This is a genomic window from Hyphomonas polymorpha PS728 (assembly GCF_000685315.1).
Taxonomy (GTDB): Bacteria; Pseudomonadota; Alphaproteobacteria; order Caulobacterales; family Hyphomonadaceae; genus Hyphomonas; species Hyphomonas polymorpha.
The window spans coordinates 16868-39212 of sequence record NZ_ARYM01000020.1 but is presented as its reverse complement, the minus strand read 5'-3'; the positions used below and the strand labels follow the sequence as shown (position 1 = coordinate 39212).

Below are 22345 nucleotides of genomic sequence, written 5' to 3'. Positions count from 1 at the left end.
GATCCTTGTGTTTCCAGCAGCGGGTCTTATGCCTGAGCCCAACAGGGTGCAAGTGATGGCTGATATTAGCGGGGTTATTCCCGACTTCGAGATTGAAGACCTGCTGAAAAGCGGGGCGATCCGGTGCGATGAAGCGCCGGAACCGGGGCAGATTCAGCCCGCCAGCCTCGATCTGCGCCTGGCAGTGGACGCCTATCGCCTCCGGGCCAGTTTCCTGCCCGGCAAGGATCGCACCGTTGCCGAGATGCTGCAGGAGCCCGGCATCCACCTTCACCGGATCGACCTCACCCAGGAAGGCGCGGTGCTGGAAACCGGCTGTGTCTATCTGGTGCCGCTGCAGGAGTCCCTGCGCCTGCCCGCTGGCCTGTCGGCGCGGGCCAATCCCAAAAGCTCCACCGGCCGGATCGACGTGTTCACCCGCCTTGTCACCAACAAAGGCAAGGCGTTCGATGAAGTGCCGATGGGCTATTCCGGCCCGCTCTATCTGGAGGTCAGCCCGCGCACCTTCCCGATCAAGGTGCGCCCCGGAGACCGCCTCGCCCAGCTGCGCTTCAAGAAGAAGAAGCCTGAAACGCTGCGCGAGAAGGTCGTGTCGATTGACCTTGAGCCCCCGGCGGGAGAGCCGGCCGGCTACCGCGCCAAGGCCCATTCCGGCGTGGTCGATCTGCGCGGCCTTGGCGCCCATGAGGTCAGCCAGTTCTGGGAACCGGTCTATCCGCAGAATGGCCGCATCGTGCTCAATCCCGAAGAGTTCTACATTCTCGTTAGCCGCGAGACCGTGAAGGTGCCCGCAAATGAGGCCGCCGAAATGGCGCCCATCGCGCCGGAGCTGGGCGAGTTCCGCGCGCATTATGCGGGCTTCTTCGATCCGGGCTTCGGCACCAACAAAGGCGGCAGCCGCGCCGTGCTGGAAGTGCGCTCCCGCGACGTGCCGTTCATCCTTGAGCATGGCCAGCCGGTCGCCAAGCTGATCTATGAGCCGATGACGGAAAAGCCCCGGCACCTTTATGGGGGCCAAGGCTCGAACTATCAGGGCCAGGGCCTGAAGCTCTCCAAACATTTCGCGGTTTGACCGGGAAACCGCCGGCATGTGACTGCCTGAGCCAGATCGATAAAAATCCGAAAATAACCAGACAGTAGGGAACAACTCCCCGGCCCCTGCGTTGATCGGCTGACCCGGATTGTTTCGGGCTCGCAACCGCCGGTGCCCCTTACCTCCCGCACCGGAGGTGGCCGGGTAGCCTAGGTGTTGCTCAATTAAAATAGAAGAGGATTGCCCATGAAACTCCGCGTTCCGACCGCTATTGCCGTGAGCCTGGCTCTGTCGCTCGCTGCTCCTGCAGCTACGTTTGCGCAGGAAGCTCCGTCGCCTTTCCGCAGCGTTGAAGCCCAGACTTTCAGCGCCAATGACCTGCAGCGCTACGGCCTGTCCGACGGCCAGATCGCGACCGTCCAGTCCTACCAGCAGCAGGGCTATGAAGTTCAGGTGATGTCGCCGGAAGAAGCAGCCGAATATACGGGCGGCATGTCGACCAACAACTTCCTCGCCATTGTCGGCCTCGTGGCGATCGTCATCGTTGTGGCCTCCGTTCTGTAAATGAAAGCGCAGGCGCTGTTTGCGGCCATGTCGCTGACGCTCAGCGCCTGCGCCACGCAACCCAATCCAGATCCGGCCAGCTTTGCCAGCCGGACATCGAACAACAGTTTCGAGATGTTCGGCGGCGCTGTTTCACCGCCCGAAACGTTGCTGCTGCCGGTCCAGCATGACCAGCAGATAGATGGCGCGGCCTGCGGAGCGCATGCCCTTGCAAGCGTCGTGAATTACTGGCGTGGCCCTGCCACGGTTGCTGGCAATGACATTTTTCTCGCCCATCCCCCGGCTGATACCAAGGCGGGCTATTCGATGGCCGAATTACAGGCCCTCGCCCAATCCCAGAATCTTGTCAGCAGCGCCGTGCGCCTGCCCGCAGGCGGGCTGAAGGCAGAACTGGAAGCGGGCCGGCCCGTTCTGGTTCCGGTGCAGGTGCCATCCATCTATGTCCAGACTTGGCAATTGCCCGGCGCAAATGTGCCGGTCCTTGGTTTTCCGGCAAATTTCATCACATCGCGGGCCGCCTGGCTGTCGGAGAAGACCGGCAGCAATCTCCTCAATCACTATGTCCTGGTCTCGGGGTATGACGGAGACACGTTCATCGTGATGGAACCGATCATGGGTCTACGGACGATCAGCGCCGAAAGGCTGGCGCGCTACCGCGAAGCCTTCGGTAATGCCGCCATCGTTTTCAGCGCGCCGGACTAACCCCCAAACGCATAGACGATGGAAAAGCGCGTCGCCGTGTCGGTCGCTTCAAAGCGCGGCTGCGGGTTTGTGTCGTGGCGCACTTCAAACGAGAACCGGGCCGAGAGGCTCTTGGTCAAGAGCGCGGTCAGCGTAGTCTTGTTGCCGATCTGGGTGGAAGTATCGGCGTAGAGCAGGTTCGTGTTGTTCCCGAATTTCACAGCGTCATTGAAGGTGTATCCGAATTTCGACGCGGCGATGAACGAGAAAGACTCTTCCCAGTTCGCTGGCACCGTTTCTGGCGGAACGCCTGTGGTGGATGCTTTCAACCGGTCAAATTTCACACCGGGGCCACCCTCAAGCGACCAGGTGGCCGCGCCGCCCTCGAGCACCTGCCAGCCCAGACCGCCGCCGAGAAATGAGCGGCTATCGAAGGCGGAAAACTCGTCAATCTCGTGCGACAGGCGGGCAAAGCCAAAAAGGCGATCATTCAGTGTGCGGTCCGATTGGCCTGCGAAAAACAGCCGGTTCTTGGTCTGACTGCCATTCTTCGTGCCATAATCGGCGATGAATTCCACGCCATTGCGCCAGGCTTGCGTCTCGTGGCTGATTTTGAGGCCAATACCTAGATCACTTGTCTCCGTGTTGCCCGTGTTCAGACCGGCGCTGAAAGAGCCTTCGCCTTTCCACGTGCCTTCTTCGGCAATTGCCGGCAAGGCGAGATAGCTCACGGTGGTGATGGCGGCGAGAATGACCTTCATGCAAGGGCTCCCTGTTCTCATATCTGACTGGGCCGGCCGCTGGATATGCGACCGCGCCTCCTGTCAAAACTTGAATGGGGGCAAGGAGTCGAACGCTTTTTTCAGTGCCTCGCCCCATCCGCTGGATATCTGCGCGAAATAGGGATCATCTGCCTCGATCCGTTTGGAGGCGCCAAGCTGTAGCGTGTCGTTCTCGACGATCTGCAGATCCAGCGGCAGGCCCACCGAGAGATTCGCCTTGATCGTGGAATCGAACGACACCATCAGCAGCTTCACGGCTTCTTCCACCTCCATCGCCGGGTCATAGGCGCGTACCAGAATCGGCCGGCCATATTTGGTCTCACCAATCTGGAAGAAGGGCGTGTCGTCGCTCGCCTCGATGAAATTGCCTTCCGGATAGATGAGGAACAGCCGCGGCTCGACGCCCTTGATCTGGCCGCCGAGGATCATGGTCGAGTTAAAGGTGGAATCAGCCTTCTGCCCGGTGGCCGCGTTGGATTGGATCACCTCCCGCAATGTTTCCCCGACCAGCCGCGCGATCTGGAACATTGTAGGCAGTTCGAGAATCGAGGGGCGCCGCTCCGAAGGCGCCTTGGTGCGCTCCTCCAGAATGCTGACTACTGACTGGGTGGTGGCAAGGTTGCCTGCCGTCATCAACACCAGCGCACGCTCGCCGGGCTTGGACCAGGTAAACAGCTTGCGGAACTTGGAAACATTGTCGACGCCCGCATTGGTGCGGGTGTCCGACATGAAGACCAGTCCGCGATCGAGCTTCATTCCGACACAATACGTCATGGGTGAGCCGCTTTCAGCGCCTTCTTATTGTTGTTGTACCTGGATCAGGACATTCATCGATTCGGTGGCCTCACCGAAGCGCATACCTGAAACAGGCGCGGTCTCGGCATAGTCAAGACCTGTCGCCACGCGAACATAGCGGTCATCCGGCGAGATGGCGTTGGAGACATCAAACCCGACCCATCCAAGCCCCTCCACATGCACCTCTGCCCAGGCATGGCCCGCCTCCTGCTCCACGCGGTCATTCATCATCAGATAACCGCCCGCATAGCGCGCCGGATAGCCCAGCAGGCGCGCCGCCGAAATGAAGATGTGCGCATGATCCTGACATACGCCATGGCCAGCCTCGACCGCCTCCTCGGCCTTCGTGTCCGGGTCCGTGCGGCCGGTTTCATAGCGCACCGCGCCGCGCACAATCTCGGCCAGCGCATGCAGGCGGGGAACATCGCCGCCGCTGGCATCGGGAACAGCCTTGGCGAGCCGGCGGATGTGCGGCCCGGGCCGGGTCAGCGGCGTCGCGCGACGGAACAGCCAGAGCGGGGCAAAACCGGTATGCGGCCCGACCACCCCGGCTGTATCACGCACTTCGACCTCGCCTTCACAGGTGATCGTCAGTTCCGAATGCCCCGCCTCCATGCTGACGAGATGCACACGGTTTGCATGCTGATCATCAAACTCCGCCTCGACCTTTCCGCCTTCGATGACAGTCTTCCAGTTTAACACCTGCTGGTTCGGGCGCGGCTTGGGTGTCATGCGAAGCTGCAGCAGGCCGTAGCCGACCGGATTATCATACACTGAGCGCGTCTTGTGCAGGATCCTGAGAAGCATGTTCCTGTCCTCAGTTGTAGAAGCGGAAGTCCTGCTCGACCTGATGGGCGAGCGCGTTGTTGTTCTGGATGAAGGCCAGCAGAAATTCATGCAGGCCGCTATCCATGATGCGTTCGATACTGCGATCCTCAAGATCATCCCGCATCGACAGCGCCATGTCGAGGCTCGGCGCGCGGGTGTTGTAGTCCGCACACAGATGTCCCAGGTTTCCGGCGATCTTGCGCAGACAATACAGCAGCGAGCGCGGCATCCGCCGGTCAAGGATCAGGAAGTCGGCAATCGTGCTGGCGCGCGCCTCTCCGCCATACAGCCAGCGGAATGCCCGCTCCGCCGAGGCCGAGCGCAGGATCGTCTCCCACTGCACATTGTCCAGCGTGGACCCCACCAGCGTCACCGATGGCAGCAGCACATAATATTTCACGTCCAGAATACGCGCGATGTTGTCCGCCCGCTCCACAAATGTGCCAACCCGCGCGAAGTTGTAGATGTCATTGCGCAGCATGGTGCCGACCGTCGCGCCGCGCACAAGTGAACTCTGCTTGCGGATGATCCCCAGAACCTCGGGCAGCTCCGTTTCCTTGATGGGCCGCGCCAGGACATCCTTGAGCACGATCCAGGATTCGTTGACCGCCTCCCACACTTCCCGCGTCAGCGCCGTGCGCACCAGGCGGGCATTGTTCCGCGCCGCCTCGGTCACGGAAATGACCGAAGACGGATTGCCCGGATCCCGCAGCAGGAAATTGACGACGCTCTGGCCATCGAATTTTCCGCCGGCAGCCAGGAAATCATGGCGGGCGGAGGCAGTATCAATGATGGAGGCCCATTCGTCCTCGGCATGATCAGAACGGGTGAGCGCCATGCGGAAGCCGGCATCGACGAGACGCGCGGTATTCTCGCTCCGCTCCAGATAACGGAACATCCAGAAGAGGCCGCCTGCGGTTTTCCCAAGCATCGCCTATTCCTCCAGAACCCAGGTGTCTTTCGTGCCGCCGCCCTGGCTGGAGTTCACGACCAGGGAGCCTTTCTTCAGCGCCACGCGCGTCAGGCCCCCGGGGGTGATCTCGATGCCATCGGGCGAGACGAGCACGAAGGGCCGCAAGTCCACATGGCGCGGCGCAAGGCCCGCCCGCGTGAGGATCGGCACGGTGGAAAGCGCCAGGGTGGGCTGGGCAATATAGGCAGACGGGCGCGCCTGCAGCTTGGCGCGGAAGGCTTCGATTTCCTTCTTCGACGCGGCCGGCCCCACCAGCATTCCGTACCCGCCCGATCCATGAACCTCCTTCACAACGAGTTCGTGCAGATGCTCAAGCACATAGGACAGGGATGAGGGCTCAGAGCAGCGCCAGGTCGGCACATTCTTCAGGATCGGCTTCTCGCCGGTATAGAACTGAACAATGTCAGGCATGTAGGAATAGATCGCCTTGTCGTCGGCAATTCCGGTGCCCGGCGCATTGGCGATGGTGATACCGCCGGCGCGGTAGACATCGAGAATCCCCGGCACGCCCAGCATTGAGTCGGGCCGGAAGTTCAGGGGATCGAGATAATCATCATCCACCCGGCGATAGAGCACATCGATAGGCGTGTAGCCGAGCGTGGTGCGCATCGCGATCCGCCCATCGACCACGCGCAGGTCATGCCCCTCCACCAGTTCGGCGCCCATCTGGTCAGCCAGGAAGGCGTGTTCGTAATAGGCCGAGTTGTGGATGCCGGGCGTCAGCACCGCCACCACGGGACGGCCCGTGCAGGCCGCCGGCGCGCAGGCCGCCAGGGAGCGGCGCAGGGATTTAGGATAGTCGCTGACGGGGCGCACACGGATTTTGGTGAACAGCTCCGGAAACATGTGGAGCATCGTTTCCCGGTTCTCCAGCATGTAGGAAACGCCCGACGGTGTGCGGGCATTATCCTCCAGAACGAAAAACTCGTTCTCGCTGGTGCGCACCAGGTCAACGCCGACAATATGAGTGTAAACCTTGGCCGGGGGCACCACGCCGATCATCTTCGGCAGGAAGGCGTCATTGTTCTGGATCAGATCCACCGGAATACGCCCGGCGCGCAGAATTTCCTGGCGGTGATAGATGTCGTGCAGGAAGGCGTTGATAGCCCGCACCCGCTGCTCGATGCCTTTGGTCAGCCGCGCCCATTCCTTGCCGGAAATGATCCGGGGCACGACGTCGAACGGGATCAGCCGCTCGTCCGCATCGGCGGCACCATAGACGTTGAAGGTAATGCCGGTCCGGCGGAAGAACGTCTCCGCCTCGCGTGCCTTCCGGCGGAGACGCTCGGGAGGCTCGTCGGCAAACCAATCGCAATAACGTGCATAGGGAGCGCGGGGTTTTTCACCGCTGCCGTCCATCTCGTTGAAAAACCGTGGAGTTTCAGCCATCGACGTATCCTTACGCCGTATTTTGCAGCACTCAACGCCCTTCTCTTAGGCGCTCACTTGCGGCCAAACCCGCCCGAAAATCATGCAAACAGGCGCTTTTGCTGCACAAAAGGAGAGCATCACCCCTGTGGTGTGACCGGCACGAGCGGCCAGAAAATCGGGATCACGATCGCGGCAACCGCCACAAAGATCAGATTCAGAGGCAAGCCGAACCTGACAAAATCCATGAACGCATACCCCCCCGCCCGGTAAACCAGCGTATTCGTCTGGTATCCGATGGGGGTGGCAAAACTGGCGCTTGCGGCAAACATGACCGCCACGATGAAAGGGCGCGGGTCGACGCCCAGGCCGTGGGCAAGCCCAATCGCCAGCGGTGTGATCAGGATCGCCGCCGCATTGTTGCTCATGATCTCCGTGACCATGGAGGTGAAGGCGTAGACGATGATCAACAGGATGAGGGGCCCCGCCCCGCCCGCGACCTGCGAGAGCAGACCGACCACCACAGCCGCTGCCCCGGTCTTGTCCATCGCCGTGCCGAGCGCCAGCATGCCGAAGATCAGCATCAGGATATCCCACTGGATCGACCGGTAGGCTTCCTGATGATCAAGACAGCCGAAAGCCACCACAGCCGTGGCGGCAATCAGGGCAAGGCCGGCAATCGGCATCAACTCGATGGCAGCCAGGCCCATCACCATCAGCACGGCGGCAATCGCCACCGGCGCCTTGTCGCGCCGGATGGCCCGGTCGGAGCTTTCGGTGAGGTTGTTCAGCAGGCCCTCGTCAAACATCTCGCGCATGCCGCGCGGCGGGCCCTCCAGCAGAACGGTGTCGCCCACTTCAAAGCGCAGCTCGTTGATCTGGGAAGCCATGTTCTCACCGCGCCGGTGAATGGCGAGCACATAAACGCCATAGAGGCGGGCGAGGCCAAGGCCGGCCAGGCGCCGCCCGATGAGGCGCGAATGGGGGCCGATCACGCCTTCCATGATCACCGTCTCGGTGGTCTGCACCGGCTCGAAGGAAGCCTGTTTCCCGCCCTGCGTTCCAATCGCGATACTGCCCGCCTCCTTGAGCGTGAGCATTTCCGAAACCGGCGAGCGCAGCACGATCCGGTCGCCCGCCTGCAGCACGATTTTCTTCAGATCCGCCCGCAGCGACACGCCCTCCCGGAACACGTCGATCACGGTGAACCCCTTTTCCGCCGTGAACCCGGTCTCGGCGATCGTCTTGCCGATCAGATCAGAGTTCAGCGGGATAAGGATCTGCGCGATGAAGCGGCGTTCCTTCTGATCGGGCAGCATCGCCGCCAGCGTCTCGCGCTTGGGCAGCAGGAAGGGGCCGAGCACAGAAGTATAAGTGACCCCCACGGCCGCAAAGATCATCCCGGCCAGCGTAATCTCGAACATCCCGAAGGGCGCCATACCCTGGTTCTGGGAAACGCCATCGACCAGAATATTGGTCGAGGTGCCGATCAGCGTGGTGGTGCCGCCGAAGATGGCCGCGAACGACAGCGGCATCAACAGCTTGGAGGGGGTAATATTGATCGCCTTGGCGAGGCGAATGGCGACAGGGATCAGGATGATCACAACCGGCGTGTTGTTGATGAAGGCCGAGAGAAAGATGACAGCCGCCATCATCACCACGACGGCGATGGCAGGTGACCCGCCGTTCGCCAGCCTGACGACGGCGCGCCCCACATAGTCGATGACCCCGGTTCGCTCGAGCGCCGCCGACAGGATGAACATCGCCGCGACTGTAATCGGCGCCGAATTGGAGAAGACCGCAATCGTCTCGTTGACGGACAGGATACCCGTCAGCATCAGCGCGCCCATCGCGATCAGGGCGACCACATCGGCCGGTATCTTCTCCCGGATGAAACCGAAAAATACAAAGACAACAAGGACCAGAACGAAACTGATCTGGAAGACCGAACTCTCGAGGAGCGGAGCGAGCATGCGGTGTCCTGAAACTGTTGCGCTTATTCCCTAGAAAGCCGGAACAGACCGAAAGCGCAATGTAAAACCCGTCCGGTAAACCGAACGGGGGAGGAAATGCTGGGCATTGATTCAATTCGCCTTCCGGGGGTCGCCCAACGGCAACAAGCGCCCGGCAAATCCCCCGCGCCCTAAAGCGCACACCTGCATTTGCATAGGGCGAAACGCGCCGAAGAGTGCCCGTTCATCCGGCGGCCTCAGCCGAGGGCGCGATTTGTCAGGCGATCAGGGGAAACGGGCTGGAGCGGGTAGACGGAATCGAACCGACATACACAGCTTGGAAGGCTGGTGCATTACCATTATGCTATACCCGCCCGCTTCCGAGCGCTTGGTAATATGAGCGATTGAGCCGCCAAACAAGCTCAGCCTGCACATTTTTCACCGCTTCTTTCGCCCCCCGCGGGTGGCACGTGTCTTGCTCTACAATCAGGCAAGCCGGCCATCTGGGAATTTTCTTTGTTTACCAAACTGCCTCCACCGGCGCTGACAGGCCATTTGGCGAAATCCCGCCTCCCCACTCGGGGCCCAAGGTTTATCATGCTTGATGCCCTGCGCGGCATCGGCGCCCTGCTGGTGATTTACGGCCATTACCATTTTGAGCTTTGGCCCGACCGGGGCGGCCTGATCACGAGTTCGCGCGGCTATCTGGTCGTGGACGTGTTCTTCCTGCTCTCCGGTTTCGTGCTGGCATATGCTTTTTACGACAGGCCTAGCTTCGATATCTGGGAGTTCACCAAGAAGCGCGCCTTCCGGCTCTGGCCGCTGCATCTGGCTTCCCTCTTCTGCTTTGTTTTGGTGATGTATCTCAGCGGAGATGCCATCAACGAGCTCGGTCTGCTGCTCAACGTCCTGCTGCTTCACAATGCCGGTTTCGGCGACTGGCACACGAACGCCTTCAATTATCCCTCCTGGTCATTGTCAGTGGAGCTGATCGTCAATCTGGCGCTCGCCGTCGTGATCCTGGCGATACCGAACCGCCGCTGGAACACCCTGTTGCTTGCCGCCCTCGGCCTGATCAGCGCGGCTATCCTTTTCTTCACGGTCGACAGTCTGAACAAGCAGGTTTCCAACGTATTCGGCTTTCTCAATATCGGCTTGCTGCGTGGCTTCATCACCATGCCGATGGGCATCCTCGCTTATCGGATCTTCGCCGCGCACAGGGACTGGTTCGAACGCGAATCGCGCCTGCGGACACTCGGTGTCGGCGTTCTCCTGCTCCTGTTCGTGGCAACGCTCTCCTTGCCGAGCCCCTACAAGACGGATTTCCTTTATCTGCCGCTCTACGGGGCCGTCATCCTACTGCTCGCCAGCCCCGGCACTTTCTGGACGGGCATTGCCCGGCAATTTCGCTTCCTCGGGGAAATCTCTTTCGCGATGTATATCGGGCACATGATCGTGTTGAAGATCATGAAAGAGACAGGCTTCTGGCCGCAGGACTACGTGCCGGGCCTGTTGTTTGCCTGGGGCTTGTCGATCCTGCTGGCGATCGTCGCTCACCACGCAATCGAAAAGCCTGCCTATGACTGGCTGACCCGCAGGTGGTGCAAATCCCCGGCGCCAACGGCCAATGCCGCGTATCAGCTTACGGAGACGCGGTCTGCCCCGGCCCTGGCAAAGGAAAAGTCTCTGTAGGAAAAAAACCCATTCCGGCAAGCGACCGGCGGCGCGGGGGTGGTGGAGGGAGCTGGATTCGAACCAGCGTACGCTAGGCGGTCAGATTTACAGTCTGATGGATTTAACCACTCTCCCATCCCTCCACGGGCCCCCGCGACATACGCCATTTGACGCCGCCGCGCAGTCGCTTCACAAGGGCGGTTTCCCGCCCCGGCTCTACGCTGGAAGCGGCCTTATAAGGACGAACATCATGCGGCGCAACCACCCAAAACGGCGTCAGAACACAGATGTGGCAACTCGCCCCGACCGCCCGGAAACTCAACGGTTTTCCCGCCGCGAGGAAGAAGGCGGCCCCGTCTGGCTGTGGGGCACCCATGCCGTGATGGCGGCCCTGGCCAACCCCGCCCGGCGTTTCCACACGCTGCTGGCCACCGAAAACGCCGCCCAGAAACTCCCGGCAGGACGGCTTTCCCCGCAGATCGTCACCGCCAAGGAAATCGATCAGCGCCTGCCCCCCGGCGCAGTGCACCAGGGCATCGCCCTGCGGGCCGACCCGCTGGAAGAGGCCGTGCTGGAGGACGTGATTGCTGCGGGCGCCACGCGCATTGCCGTGCTCGACCAGGTTTCAGATCCGCATAATCTCGGCGCCATCTTCCGCTCGGCCGCCGCGTTCGGCTTCACCGGCCTGGTCCTGCAAACCCGCAACGCCCCGACGATCACCGGGGTCGTCGCCAAAAGCGCTGCCGGGGCGATTGAAAGCGTCACCGAAATCCGCGCTGTGAACATTGCCCGCGCCCTGGAAGAACTCGGCGAGGCCGGTTTCCACACGGTTGGGCTTGCCGGCGAAAGCGCCCGCCCGCTCGATCAGGCGGTCAAAGGGGCGGCAAAGGTTGCCATCGTCCTGGGCGCCGAAGGGCCCGGCCTGCGCCCCGCCGTAGCCAAGGCCTGCGCCGAGCTTGCCCGCATCCCGATTGCGGCGGAAATGGAAAGCCTCAACGTGTCCAATGCTGCCGCAATTGCCTTCTATGAGGCTAGCCGGGGCAGTTTCCCTGCCACCTGACTCTGTTACACTGCTCCGCAACGCGATCGGGGAGACGCCGGCATGATGCGCTTGATTTCCATCCTTCTGGTTATTGCCGGGCTGGCGGCGGCCGGTCTCGGGGGCGCCGCCCTGATGGAGCGTTACTTCCCGAAGGACGCTGCCCCGGCGATCACAGCGGCCCCGCAGGATATCCCCCTCGCTGAGGCGCCCGCACCAGCGCCGCCGCCCGTCCAGGACGAAACGCCCCCGGCAGCTTCTCCGGCAGAACCGGAAGCCAGCATCGAATCGGCGCCGGCTACCGATGACGACTTCAATTTCCAGCCGATGGTCGAGGAAGGCCCGGCAGACGCCGCCCCCATGGCGCGCGCGATACGGGCCGAGCCCTCGGCGGGCGAAGAGGCCGCCGCTCCCGCGCCGCCCGAAGCGGTGGACATCGACGATCCCAACGTCACCGCCGCCGTCTCCGAATCCTTCATCGATACGCTGAAGACCGTGCCCGTCGCGCATGAGACGCCCGCCTCAGCCGAATACAAGCGCGCCTTCGACGTTACCTTCGCCATCGACGCGACCGGCGGCGACAGCGCCGTGGACGCCCTGCCCGGCCGCGGCGTGATCGAGGAAGGCACCGCGCTCGTGTCAGACCGAGTGGAAGTCCGCCTCTCCGGCGCCGCCTTCACCATCGTGCCGACTTCGCCGCCGGTTCAGTCGCTTTCTCCGCTGACGGAGAATACCTGGCGCTGGTCGGTCACCGCGCTCAGCGCCGGCGACCATGACCTTACCTTCGAGATCTTCGCGGTGGACGCAAATGAAGTCGTGCCCCTGCGCACCTATCGCGACACGGTGACGGTGAAGGTCTCCGGCCTCAACCGCGCCATCGCCTTCGCAGATCAGGCCAACCCGCTGTTTGTGCTGCTCGGCGGCCTCGGCTCCATCCTCGCCGGCGTGCTGGGTGTGGCGCGGTTTGTGCTGAAGAAATAGGAACTGCCTACTTCAACTCGATCCAGAGCTGTTCGGTCTGCGCCAGGAGCTCGCCGTCTGCGGTGAACAGTGCGCTCGCCGCGCCATGCTTGCGGCCATCGTCATAGAGATGCCAGGCCGCCACGATCAGCGGCGCGCCTGCCTCGGGCCGGCGCAGCACCTCGCCCCTGATCCGCCCCAGCACCATTGGCCGCTCCTGAAAGCCAATGGCAAACGCTCCGGGGCAATCCAGCGCCGCCCACAACACTTCCTCGCGCACCAGGCCCTCGGCATCGGCATAATCTGCCTCAGGCGTCCACACATCGGTCACCCCGTCATAGCCATGCGGGCGTCCGGTGAAGATGCAGAGCCCATCCTCGCTCCGTGCTGGTCCGCACACGAAGCAATGGGGGAAAGCATGATCAGCTGCCGGCGGAAAATTGTCCCGTCCCTGCGCAGCCACATCGAGCGATGGCGCGGCCGGCGCACGGCCTAGCGTCTCCACGCGCCGCGCGGCCCCCACAACCGTCTCTCCATGGCGGCACTCACAGGCCCCGTCTGCAATCACGAGGTCCATCGCCGCCTCAACCGGCGGCGGCGCGCGCAGCGACACTTCGATCGCCCCGCCCATGCCGGCCTTGCGCATCTCGCTCGCAATCAGCCCAGCCACATAGCCACCATTGGCTGTATCCGGCGGGCCATTGAAACGCTTTGGAACGAATATCTGCGGCATGGGAGGAGCGCCTTGTCTGAAACCTGTGCCTGTCGCTTACCCGGCCCGCAAAGGGCGGGTCAATCGCCAGAGCGTTTTGCGCAGAGCTCGCCCGTGCTAGTGTCTTGAAATAAGCGCCGTTCAGAGCGCTATGGGGGACAAAATGACACTCTCTGTAATCAGCGCAGGCTTTGGCCGCACAGGCACGCTCTCTCTCAAACTGGCATTGGAAGAAATCGGCTTCGGCCCCTGCCACCACATGAAAGAGGTACTGGAGAATGGCGCGTCCCAGGTGCCGCTCTGGAATGCGGCAGTAGCCGGAAAGCCTGACTTTGAGGCGATCTACAAAGGCTACAAGGCAGCGGTGGACTGGCCAACGGCAGCCTTCTGGCGCGAACTCGCTGCAGCCTATCCGCAGGCCAAAATCATCCTCTCAACGCGCTCCGCCGAAAGCTGGTATGACAGCATTTCCCAGACGATCCTCTCCACGCTGACCGCGCCCGACAACTGGCCGCCGCCAGCGGTCGAATGGTTCAACATGGTGCTGAAAGTCCTTCACCGCAGTCTCGGGCCAACCTTCGACAAGGAAAGCGTCGTCGCCGCCTTCCATGCGCATGAAGCCGCCGTAAAGGCCGAAATTCCGGCAAACCGCCTGCTGATTCACTCCGCCAGGGATGGCTGGGAGCCACTCTGCGCCTTCCTCGGCGCGCCGGTTCCCGCCACGCCCTATCCGCGCACCAACAGCAAGGAAGAATTCTTCCAGCTGATGAAGGGCGCGGATGGCCTTTAGTCCGCCTACAGATCAGTAGCTCTTCGGCAGGCCCAGCACGCGCTCGGAGATGAAGTTCAGGATCATCTCGCGGCTCACCGGCGCAATCCGCGCCAGCATCGCCTCACGCATCATCCGCTCGACATGGTATTCCTTGGCATAGCCCATGCCGCCATGGGTCAGCACGGCGGTTTCACAGGCGGTAAAGCCAGCCTCCGTACCCAGATATTTCGCCGCGTTCGCTTCGGCGCCGCAATCGGCGCCCGCATCATAAAGCGCCGCGGCCTTGTAAGCGAGCAGTTCAGCGGCTGAAAGCTCCGCCCACGACTTGGCGAGGGGGTGGGCAATGCCCTGGTTTTGGCCGATTGGCCGGCCGAACACGACGCGCTCATTGGCATAGCGCGTCGCCCGCTCCAGCGCCGCAAAGCCGAGGCCAACGGACTCCACCGCAAACAGCACGCGCTCCGGGTTGAGGCCCTGCAGCAGGTATTTGAACCCATCGCCTTCTTCCCCGATCAGGTGTTCCTTGGGCACTTCCAGCCCGTCGATGAACAGCGCGTTGCACTCAACCGCCTTACGGCCCATCTTCGGGATCGGCTTGGCGTCGATCTTGCCGCGATCCAGATCGGTATAGAACAGGGAGAGGCCCATATAGGGCTTGGCGCACTGATCCTTCGGCGTGGTGCGCGCGATGATCAGGATTTTGTCCGCACGCTGAGCACCCGTCGTCCAGATCTTCCGGCCATTGATCACATAGCCCTTGTTGGTCCGCTCGGCCTTGGTCTCCAGGCTGGACGTGTCGAGGCCCGAGTTCGGCTCGGTCACGGCAAAGCACATCTTTTCTTCGCCGGAGATGATCTTCGGCAGGTTCTCGCGCTTGAGCTCCGGGTTACCAAACTTCTCCAGCGGCTTGGGCCCGAAGATGTTGAGGTGGATCGCCGAGGCGCCGGAAAAGCCCGCGCCCGTGCGCGTCACGGTCTGCATCATCAGCGCCGCTTCGGTCAGCCCCAGGCCGGCCCCGCCATATTCTTCGGGAAACGCAATGCCGAGCCAGCCACCCTTGGCCATCGCATCGCAGAAAGCTTCCGGCCATTCGCCCGTCTCGTCGGTCTTGGCCCAATAGGCGTCGTCAAACGGCTCCAGCGTCTTGGCCACCGCGTCGCGGATGGCGGCCTGATCTTCGGTCATCGGCTGGATCACATGCATGGCGTAAGCTCCCTTTGGCGCCGAGACTTAAGGCGCGCGGGCAGGCACGTCCAGCGTCAGGCCGTCGCGGAACAGGCCCGGCGCGGGGTGAACGTAGCGGCAAGCGCGCCCGCGTCCTGCCCGAGAATCTGATCGGCAATGATCTGCGCCGTCACCGGTGCCAGCAGGATGCCATTCCGGTAATGCCCTGCCGCCACATAGACGCCCGGCGCCGCAGTCTCCCCGATGAAGGGCGCGTGATCGGGCGTTCCGGGGCGCACACCGGCCCACCGCTCGGTCACCAGCGCACCCGCGAGCGCCGGGCAGAGTTTCACGCCCTCGGCCCGCAGCGCCTCGATCACCTCGTCTTCCGGCGTATCGATCACCCGGCCGGTTTCCATCGTCGCCCCGATCACCACCTGCCCGCCACGCGGCACCAGATACACATGCCCCGCACGCACCACGCGCTGCGGCGCGCCCTCTCCGGCTGCCACCGACAGCATCTGCCCGCCATGGCAATCTATATCGTCCAGCGCCGTGTCCCAATTCACCAGGCTGTAGAGCGCGCCCTGCTCCTCCACCTTGATGACAGACGTTTCCCACCCCGCCGCCGCGATCACGGGGTCATGCCCCTCCAGCACAATGCGTCCGCCGCTGGATCTGAGCGGCGCAGGCCCGTCCACAAAGCTCACACGCGGATTGGCCATGAGGGCCGCCAGCAGCGCGGTCACCGTCCGGCGATTGTCCACGCGGGTATCGGTCTCAAGCTCCAGCCCGCCCAGAACCTCACCGGAAAGGGCGGGTTCAAGCCTGCGAACGTCTTCGCCACTGAGCGCCCTGTGCGCCACCCCGCGCGCGGCGAGTACCCGCCCGATTGCCGCCAGATGCGCCGCCTCGCCTGCCTCCATCGCCACGGCCAGCGCCGGGGCAGGCTCAAAACCGGACGGCAGGCCAGAGGCGCGCTCAATCTCGGCGGCGAAGTCCGGCCACAAGTTTGCGCTCTCAAGGCAAAGATCGAACAGCCGGGGGTGAACGCCCGCCTCAGCCGCCGCCTCGAAGGCCGGGGCAATCATGCCGGCCGCAGCCCAGCTTGCGCCGCGCCCGCATGCCCGCGTGTCAAAAAGGGTAACCTGTGTGCCACGGCGAAACGCCAGCTCGAACGCAAGGCTGAGGCCAATAATGCCCGCGCCAATGATGGCGACCCGTGGCTGAGAGGAAGAATTACGCGAACCGGCCCTGATCATGGGGGCCTTTTAGGCGCGCAGTGTCAGTACGGAAAGTGGGCGACCTGAAGCCCGGTCTCGGTCATCCAGAAATTGCAGAAGGCTTCGGCCGCTTCACGGCTCTGGAAAATCAGCTGTTTCAGGCGCTCGCCCGCCGGGCCAAAACCCGTGCGCACCATCAGTTCCAACGATGCGGCATCCCATTGCCCCATCGCATCCTGCTTTTCCACGAACGCGTCGATCAGAGCAGCAAGGCGCAGATCCTCGTCCGAAGACGCTATATCGAAGTCGACGATGACATCCGTCATTCCACCACCCGTCTATTCGTTACCAGTCTATTAACAGACTGTACCAGAAGCCTGAAGTGTTTTCGCAACTGCAAAAACTCTGCCATTGCCCCGTTGGTTCCCTGTAACTTCCGGAAACAGCAGGGATCATGGGCGGTCTGTGCAATATTTGGGCAAAACGTCGCGACATCACAGAGTTGCGATTCATTCTCAAACATGGTTTGGTCCCGCCAGCTCTTAAGGAACCTGATATGAAACGTATTCTCGCCGTTGCCGGTCTGGCGCTCGCCCTTGCGGCTTGCGGCAATCCGGATGCGCCAAGCGCGCCGGAAACGCCCGCCGCCGTCGAAGAAACCGCCGCACCGGCGGCCGGCCTCAACGGCACGATCAATGTCTATTCCGCGCGTCACTATGATTCCGACAAAGCGATGTACGCCGCCTTCGAGGCTGAGACCGGCATACGCGTGAATGTCCGCGAATCCGGCGCGCCCGAACTTCTGGAAACGATGAGGGCCGAAGGCTCGCGCTCTCCCGCGGATGTTATCATCGCATCGGACGCCGGCGCGCTTTACCGCTTCCAGGAAGCTGGCTTCACGCAGGGCGTCACTTCCGAAAAACTCTCCGCCGCCATTCCCGCCCAGCTGCGCGAAAAAGACGGCCATTGGTTCGGCCTCACCAAACGCTACCGCATCATCGTTTATGATCCCCAGGTCGTTTCGGCCGATGAAGTTGCCACCTATGCCGATCTCGCCGATCCGCGCCTGAAAGGCGAAGTCTGCGTGCGATCGTCCACCAATATCTACAACCTCTCCCTGATGGGCGAGCTTATCGGCCGCAACGGCCCTGAAGCCGCAGAAGAATGGGCAAAAGGCGTCGTCGCAAACTTCGCCCGCAAGCCGCAGGGCGGCGACACCGCCCAGATTGAAGCAGTCGCTGCCGGCGAATGCGCGGTTGCCCTCGTCAACCACTACTACTGGGTGCGCCTTGCCACCGGCACGCCGGAAGAGCGGCTGAAGACGGCCAAGACCCAGCTCTCCTTCCCTGATCAGAACGGCAATGGCACCCATGTGAACGTCGTCGCTGCTGCGGTTGCCGCCAACGCGCCATCCCCGGATCTTGCCATCCAGTTCATCGAATACCTCGCCACCCCCAAGGGCCAGGAGCTGCTGACCACCGAGAACAAGGACTTCCCCATTGTTGCCGGTGCTACAGTTCCGGCCGGCCTCGAACAGGTGACCGGCTTCGAGGAAAGCGACTTCCCCCTCACGGAGCTGGGCACGCATCAGGCAGAGGCGCAGGCGATCTTTGATCGCGCGGGCTGGAACTGACACAGGCCACCGCCATTCCGATCTCAAGACAGGTGCCGGCGCTCGTCGCCGGCATCGTCATTGCGGTGCCTGTGATCATGGTGCTGCTGGCCGGCCTGTTTGACGGCGGCGGCCCCACCTGGACGCATATCCGCGAGACGCTGCTGCTGCGTTATCTGGGCGGCACAATCAGCGTGCTTGCGCTCACCGGCGCGCTCTGCCTGCTGTTTGCCGTGCCGGCCGCCTGGCTGGTCACCATGTTCCGCTTTCCGGGCCGGGCCGTGTTCGAATGGCTGCTGATCCTGCCGCTGGCCGCGCCGGGCTATGTGCTCGCCTATGCCTGGGCAGACCTTGCCGGGGTGGGCGGCCCGCTCCAGTCCGCCCTGCGCGACGTAACCGGCTGGTCGGCGCGCGACTACTGGTTTCCGGACATCAGCTCCCTGCCGGGCCTCGCTTTCGTCCTGGCCTGCACTCTCTATCCCTACGTGTATCTCACCGCGCGCTCGGCGTTCGTGTCCCAGTCGGTCTGCGCCCTTGAGGCAGCCCGCAGCCTCGGCGCCAGCCCCGGGCGCAGCTTCTGGGCGGTTGCCCTGCCCGCCGCCCGCCCGGCCATCGCCGCCGGGCTTGCCCTTGCCCTGATGGAGGCGGCAGCCGATTATGGCGCCGCCGAGTTCCTGGGCGTTCCCACCCTCACCTTCGGCATCGTCCGCGCCTGGAAAAGCTTTGGCGAGCCCGCCGCCGCTGCCCGGCTGGCCTTCGTGCTGATCGGCGTGATCGCCGTCCTCATTCTCACCGAGCGCTGGGGACGGGGCCGCGCGGGCAGCCAGCATTCCTCCATCCGCTGGCGGCACGTCTCGCGCACGCAATTGACCGGCCTGCCCGCTCTTGGGGCCAGCCTGTCCTGTTTTGTCCTGTTTCTGATCGCGTTTGGCCTGCCGGTGGGCCGCCTTGTCTGGAGAAGTATCGAGACGGGCACCCGCGCAGCGCCCATCTGGGACGCCCTGGTAAACTCGGTGATGCTGGCTGGCGCTGGCGCGATCTTCGCCTTTGTCCTCGCCCTGATGATCGTACTGGCCGCCCGCGCCAAAGGCCCGGCAGCTCTTTTTGCCCGCGCCAGCGCTGTCTCCGGCTACTCCATCCCCGGCGCTGTTCTTGCGCTCGGGGCCCTTGCAATCATTGCGCTTTTCCCGGTTACCCTCTCTGGCGGCGTGGCCCTTCTTGCCCTCACCTGGGTCTATGCCTCCCGCTTCACCGCTGCCGGAACCGAACCGATGGCCGCCGCCCTTGCCCGCGCGCCCGCCTCTCTCTCCAATGCCGCCCGCAGCCTCGGCGCCAGCCCCACCCGCCAGGCCTTCGAGGTTGACCTTCCCATCGCCCTTTCCGGGGCAGCGGTCGCCGCCCTCATCCTTTTCGTTGAGGCCTTGAAAGAACTGCCGGCCACCCTGATGTTGCGGCCCTTCAACTGGGATACCCTGTCCGTGCGCGCCTATGCCTATGCCAGCGACGAACGCCTTGCCGCTGCCGCGCTGCCGGCTTTGCTGATTACGGCAGCGGGTCTTGTGCCGGTGATCCTCCTCTCCTGGCAGCTTTCCCGCTCCCGCCCCGGTGAGGATCAATGAGCGCGCCGCTTTCTGCTCATGGGGTAACCCGCCGCTATGGCGACCGTGCGGTTGTCGATGGCGTCAGCCTCAGCCTGCCCCCAGGCCAGATCACCGCGCTGCTCGGCGGCTCCGGCGCTGGCAAGTCTACTCTGCTGCGCCTGCTGTCAGGTCTTGAAGGCGTAGATGAAGGCGAAATCCGCCTCGGCGAGGAAATTCTCTCTGCGCCCGGCCGCACGGTGCCCGCCGAAAAACGCCGCATTGGCCTGATTTTCCAGGATTTTGCCCTCTTTCCCCACCTCACCGCGGCGCGCAATGTCGCCTTCGGCCTGAAGCATCTGCCCAAGGCTGAGGCCGCGGCCCGCGCGCAGGCCTGGCTCGCCCGCCTCGGCCTTGAGCCGCGCGCCAATGCCTATCCGCATGAGCTTTCCGGCGGCGAGCAGCAGCGCGTTGCCATCGCCCGCGCTCTGGCGCCGGAGCCTGCCGCCATCCTGATGGATGAGCCGTTCTCGGGCCTCGACCCCAGCCTGCGCGACAGCGTGCGCGACGCCGCCCTCGACGCCATTCGCGCGGCCGGTATCCCCGCCCTGCTGGTCACGCATGATCCCGCCGAAGCCCTGGAACATGCAGACCGCATTGCGATCATGAGCCAGGGTAAGCTGTTGCAGGAAGGCGCGGCCAGCGAGATCTACACCCGCCCCGTCAGCGCCGCCGTGGCAGGCGCCCTTGGCCCCCTGAACCGTTTTCCAGCCGGCAACGCGCCGGCCGGCCTTCTCAGTGGACAGGATCCCGGCGCGCTGATCCTGGTGCGGCCGGAAGGCGTCTGCATCGACCCGGCCTCGCCGATCCGCGCCACTATCCTCTCTGCCCGCATGACCGGGCCGCTGACGCGCCTGACGCTGGACCTGCAGGGCCTGAAACTGACCGCGCTTGTCCCGCCGATGTCCGGAATTGTCCAGGGAACGGAAACCGGGGTCCGCCTCGATCCGGCCCTCACGTTCACTTTCGCGTCAGACAAAGTCTGACAAATCAGTTAGACCGCAAGGGGCACCTCGCCATACGCGCGGCAAAGTCCTAATCTAACATGGTCATTGCAATGACCACAGGAGCCGCTTCGTGGCACACAAAGTCATCCGGATCGCAACCGCGGTCGCCGCAACGGCGATCATGGCCTTCAGCGCGTCAGCCCAGAGCCTGATCCGCGATGCCGAGATCGAGGAAACCATCCGCGAATGGACCGACCCGATTTTGGAAGTCTCCGGCCTCGTTCCCGAGGATGTCGGCATCTACATCATCAACGACCCCTCGCTGAACGCCTTTGTCGCCAACGGCCAGCGCATCCACATCCATACCGGCCTGATGATCGCGGCCGAAACACCCGGCCAGATCAAGGGCGTCATCGCCCACGAAACCTGCCATATCGCCTGCGGCCATACTGTCTCGCGCTCGCGTGCGGCGGGCGTTGCCATGCGCCCGGCCCTCCTGTCGATCGGCCTTGGCCTGCTCGCCATTGCGGCGGGCGAAGGCGGCGCAGGCGCGGCCCTGATCGGCAGCTCGCAGCAGTTCGCTGCCATCAACTTCTTCACGCACACCCGCCCCGAAGAAGCGTCTGCGGATGCCCACGCCGTCAAATACCTTGCCACGCTGGGGCAATCCCCCGCCGGTATCGTCGAATTCTTCGAGAACTTCCGCTATCAGGAAGTGATGTCGGAAGCGCGCCGCTATCCGTATTTCCGCGCCCACCCGCTGGCGTCCGACCGTATCCGCACAACCCGCGCCCTGGCTGAAGCCACCGGCCTGATGGACGTTCCGCCTACGGACCGGGAATTGCAGCAATACCAGATGCTCCGGGCCAAGCTGGTCGGCTTCCTCGACTCCCCGGTGAAAGTGCGGCGTGATTATCCGGCAACCGACACCAGCAAGCCTGCCCGTTATGCCAGAGCGATCTCTGCTTACCGCGCTGCCGATATCCAGTCCGCCATGCGCGATATCGACTCGCTCCTCGCCGAGGAGCCCGAAAACCCTTACTTCCACGAACTCAAGGGCCAGATCCTGTTCGAGAGCGGACGGGTTGCTGACTCGGTCGAGCCGCACAAACGCTCCCTGGAGCTGAAGCCCGGCCAACCCCTGCTGCTAATCAACTATGCTCGCTCCCTCAACGCGCGGGATGATGAGGGCGATGTGCAGCTGGCTGAAGTGGCGCTGCGCGATGCGCTCATCGCGGAGCCGGACAACGCCTTTGCCTGGGCGCAGCTGGCAATCACGATGGAGAAGCAGGGCCGCCGCCCCGAAGCGCAGCTGGCCACTGCCGAGTCCGCCTATTGGGTGGGCGATATCGTGCGGGCTAACAGCTTTGCCCACCGCGCCGTAGACCAGCTGGAGCGTGGCACGCCCAACTATCGCCGGGCTGACGACATTCTGCTGATCACCGATCCGAACAATCCGGAGAACCGGGAATTTTACCAGCGCCAGAACCGTGGCCAGCGCCTGTCCATCGAAACCAGCAACCGCGACATGCCATTTGGCGATTTCTCGCGTCAGCGCCCCTGAGGGCGCGGCTGATAAACCCTCTGTGAGGACGGGTGGACGCGCCCGGCGGCGTGCCTATAGTCCGG

Annotated in this window: 21 protein-coding genes and 2 tRNA genes; 11 read left to right on the top strand and 12 right to left on the bottom strand. The window is 63.2% G+C overall.

Annotated features, from left to right (window positions below; translation table 11 throughout):
• Positions 1-55: 55 nt before the first annotated feature.
• The 3 genes from HPO_RS15270 (at position 56) to HPO_RS15260 (ending at position 2299) form a co-directional block, all read left to right on the top strand.
• Positions 56-1072 carry a 2'-deoxycytidine 5'-triphosphate deaminase gene (locus HPO_RS15270; RefSeq protein ID WP_035600656.1) on the top strand — a complete coding sequence of 339 codons (1017 nt, stop codon included), beginning with the start codon at positions 56-58 and terminating at the stop codon, positions 1070-1072.
• Positions 1073-1279: 207 nt separating this feature from the next.
• Positions 1280-1597 (top strand): hypothetical protein, encoded by a 318-nt coding sequence (locus HPO_RS15265; protein WP_035600597.1) that lies wholly within the window; start codon positions 1280-1282, stop codon positions 1595-1597.
• Positions 1598-2299 carry a cysteine peptidase family C39 domain-containing protein gene (locus HPO_RS15260; RefSeq protein WP_035600594.1) on the top strand — a complete coding sequence of 234 codons (702 nt, stop codon included), beginning with the start codon at positions 1598-1600 and terminating at the stop codon, positions 2297-2299.
• Here the strand turns inward: HPO_RS15260 and HPO_RS15255 are convergent.
• From HPO_RS15255 to HPO_RS15225, 7 genes are all read right to left on the bottom strand, one after another.
• Entirely contained in the window at positions 2296-3039 is a 744-nt protein-coding gene (locus HPO_RS15255) for a DUF481 domain-containing protein (RefSeq protein ID WP_035600591.1), read from the bottom strand. The two genes, HPO_RS15260 and HPO_RS15255, sit on opposite strands and share 4 nt — an antisense overlap.
• Before the next feature lie 63 nt (positions 3040-3102).
• On the bottom strand, positions 3103-3834 hold the full coding sequence (locus HPO_RS15250; protein WP_035600588.1) for a proteasome-type protease: 732 nt from the start codon (positions 3832-3834) through the stop codon (positions 3103-3105).
• Positions 3835-3858: 24 nt separating this feature from the next.
• Positions 3859-4662 carry a transglutaminase family protein gene (locus HPO_RS15245; protein WP_035600584.1) on the bottom strand — a complete coding sequence of 268 codons (804 nt, stop codon included), beginning with the start codon at positions 4660-4662 and terminating at the stop codon, positions 3859-3861.
• Between the two features lie 10 nt (positions 4663-4672).
• On the bottom strand, positions 4673-5614 hold the full coding sequence (locus HPO_RS15240; protein WP_035600581.1) for an alpha-E domain-containing protein: 942 nt from the start codon (positions 5612-5614) through the stop codon (positions 4673-4675).
• Positions 5615-5617: 3 nt separating this feature from the next.
• Positions 5618-7045, bottom strand: a complete 1428-nt coding sequence (locus HPO_RS15235; protein ID WP_035600579.1) for a circularly permuted type 2 ATP-grasp protein — start codon at positions 7043-7045, stop codon at positions 5618-5620.
• Between the two features lie 119 nt (positions 7046-7164).
• Complete coding sequence (locus tag HPO_RS15230; protein WP_035600577.1) at positions 7165-8997, bottom strand: SLC13 family permease; 1833 nt, start codon at positions 8995-8997, stop codon at positions 7165-7167.
• A 279-nt stretch (positions 8998-9276) separates the two neighbouring features.
• Positions 9277-9350: transfer RNA gene (locus HPO_RS15225), tRNA-Gly, on the bottom strand.
• A 223-nt stretch (positions 9351-9573) separates the two neighbouring features.
• On the opposite strand from HPO_RS15225, the gene HPO_RS15220 reads away from it, so the two are divergent.
• Positions 9574-10668, top strand: a complete 1095-nt coding sequence (locus HPO_RS15220; protein WP_035600573.1) for an acyltransferase family protein — start codon at positions 9574-9576, stop codon at positions 10666-10668.
• A 40-nt stretch (positions 10669-10708) separates the two neighbouring features.
• On the opposite strand, the gene HPO_RS15215 is transcribed toward HPO_RS15220, so the two are convergent.
• Positions 10709-10793, bottom strand: a tRNA-Tyr gene (locus HPO_RS15215).
• 146 nt (positions 10794-10939) lie between these two features.
• Between HPO_RS15215 and HPO_RS15210 the strand changes: the two genes are divergently transcribed.
• Together HPO_RS15210 and HPO_RS20580 are read left to right on the top strand one after the other, a co-directional pair.
• Entirely contained in the window at positions 10940-11710 is a 771-nt protein-coding gene (locus HPO_RS15210) for a TrmH family RNA methyltransferase (RefSeq protein ID WP_241767938.1), read from the top strand.
• A 42-nt stretch (positions 11711-11752) separates the two neighbouring features.
• Positions 11753-12670 carry a hypothetical protein gene (locus tag HPO_RS20580; protein ID WP_035600567.1) on the top strand — a complete coding sequence of 306 codons (918 nt, stop codon included), beginning with the start codon at positions 11753-11755 and terminating at the stop codon, positions 12668-12670.
• Between the two features lie 7 nt (positions 12671-12677).
• On the opposite strand, the gene HPO_RS15200 is transcribed toward HPO_RS20580, so the two are convergent.
• Positions 12678-13382, bottom strand: coding sequence for a hypothetical protein (locus HPO_RS15200; protein WP_035600565.1), 705 nt, complete (start codon positions 13380-13382; stop codon positions 12678-12680).
• A 142-nt stretch (positions 13383-13524) separates the two neighbouring features.
• Here HPO_RS15200 and HPO_RS15195 point away from each other — a divergent pair, with 142 nt between their 5' ends.
• Positions 13525-14151, top strand: coding sequence for a sulfotransferase family protein (locus HPO_RS15195; RefSeq protein WP_035600654.1), 627 nt, complete (start codon positions 13525-13527; stop codon positions 14149-14151).
• Positions 14152-14163: 12 nt separating this feature from the next.
• On the opposite strand, the gene HPO_RS15190 is transcribed toward HPO_RS15195, so the two are convergent.
• From HPO_RS15190 to HPO_RS15180, 3 genes are read right to left on the bottom strand one after another with little or no spacing between them, the layout of a single operon-like run.
• Positions 14164-15336 carry an acyl-CoA dehydrogenase family protein gene (locus tag HPO_RS15190; protein ID WP_035600562.1) on the bottom strand — a complete coding sequence of 391 codons (1173 nt, stop codon included), beginning with the start codon at positions 15334-15336 and terminating at the stop codon, positions 14164-14166.
• Positions 15337-15392: 56 nt separating this feature from the next.
• On the bottom strand, positions 15393-16559 hold the full coding sequence (locus HPO_RS15185) for an FAD-dependent oxidoreductase (RefSeq protein ID WP_035600560.1): 1167 nt from the start codon (positions 16557-16559) through the stop codon (positions 15393-15395).
• Between the two features lie 23 nt (positions 16560-16582).
• Positions 16583-16846 carry a hypothetical protein gene (locus HPO_RS15180; protein ID WP_035600557.1) on the bottom strand — a complete coding sequence of 88 codons (264 nt, stop codon included), beginning with the start codon at positions 16844-16846 and terminating at the stop codon, positions 16583-16585.
• Positions 16847-17076: 230 nt separating this feature from the next.
• Here HPO_RS15180 and HPO_RS15175 point away from each other — a divergent pair, with 230 nt between their 5' ends.
• The 4 genes from HPO_RS15175 (at position 17077) to HPO_RS15160 (ending at position 22280) form a co-directional block, all read left to right on the top strand.
• Entirely contained in the window at positions 17077-18153 is a 1077-nt protein-coding gene (locus HPO_RS15175) for an extracellular solute-binding protein (RefSeq protein ID WP_035600555.1), read from the top strand.
• 32 nt (positions 18154-18185) lie between these two features.
• Positions 18186-19751 (top strand): ABC transporter permease, encoded by a 1566-nt coding sequence (locus tag HPO_RS15170; protein ID WP_035600552.1) that lies wholly within the window; start codon positions 18186-18188, stop codon positions 19749-19751.
• Complete coding sequence (locus tag HPO_RS15165) at positions 19748-20755, top strand: ABC transporter ATP-binding protein (RefSeq protein ID WP_035600549.1); 1008 nt, start codon at positions 19748-19750, stop codon at positions 20753-20755. Before HPO_RS15170 ends, HPO_RS15165 begins: the two co-directional genes overlap by 4 nt.
• 91 nt (positions 20756-20846) lie before the next feature.
• Positions 20847-22280 (top strand): M48 family metalloprotease, encoded by a 1434-nt coding sequence (locus HPO_RS15160; protein ID WP_035600547.1) that lies wholly within the window; start codon positions 20847-20849, stop codon positions 22278-22280.
• Positions 22281-22345 lie beyond the last annotated feature (65 nt).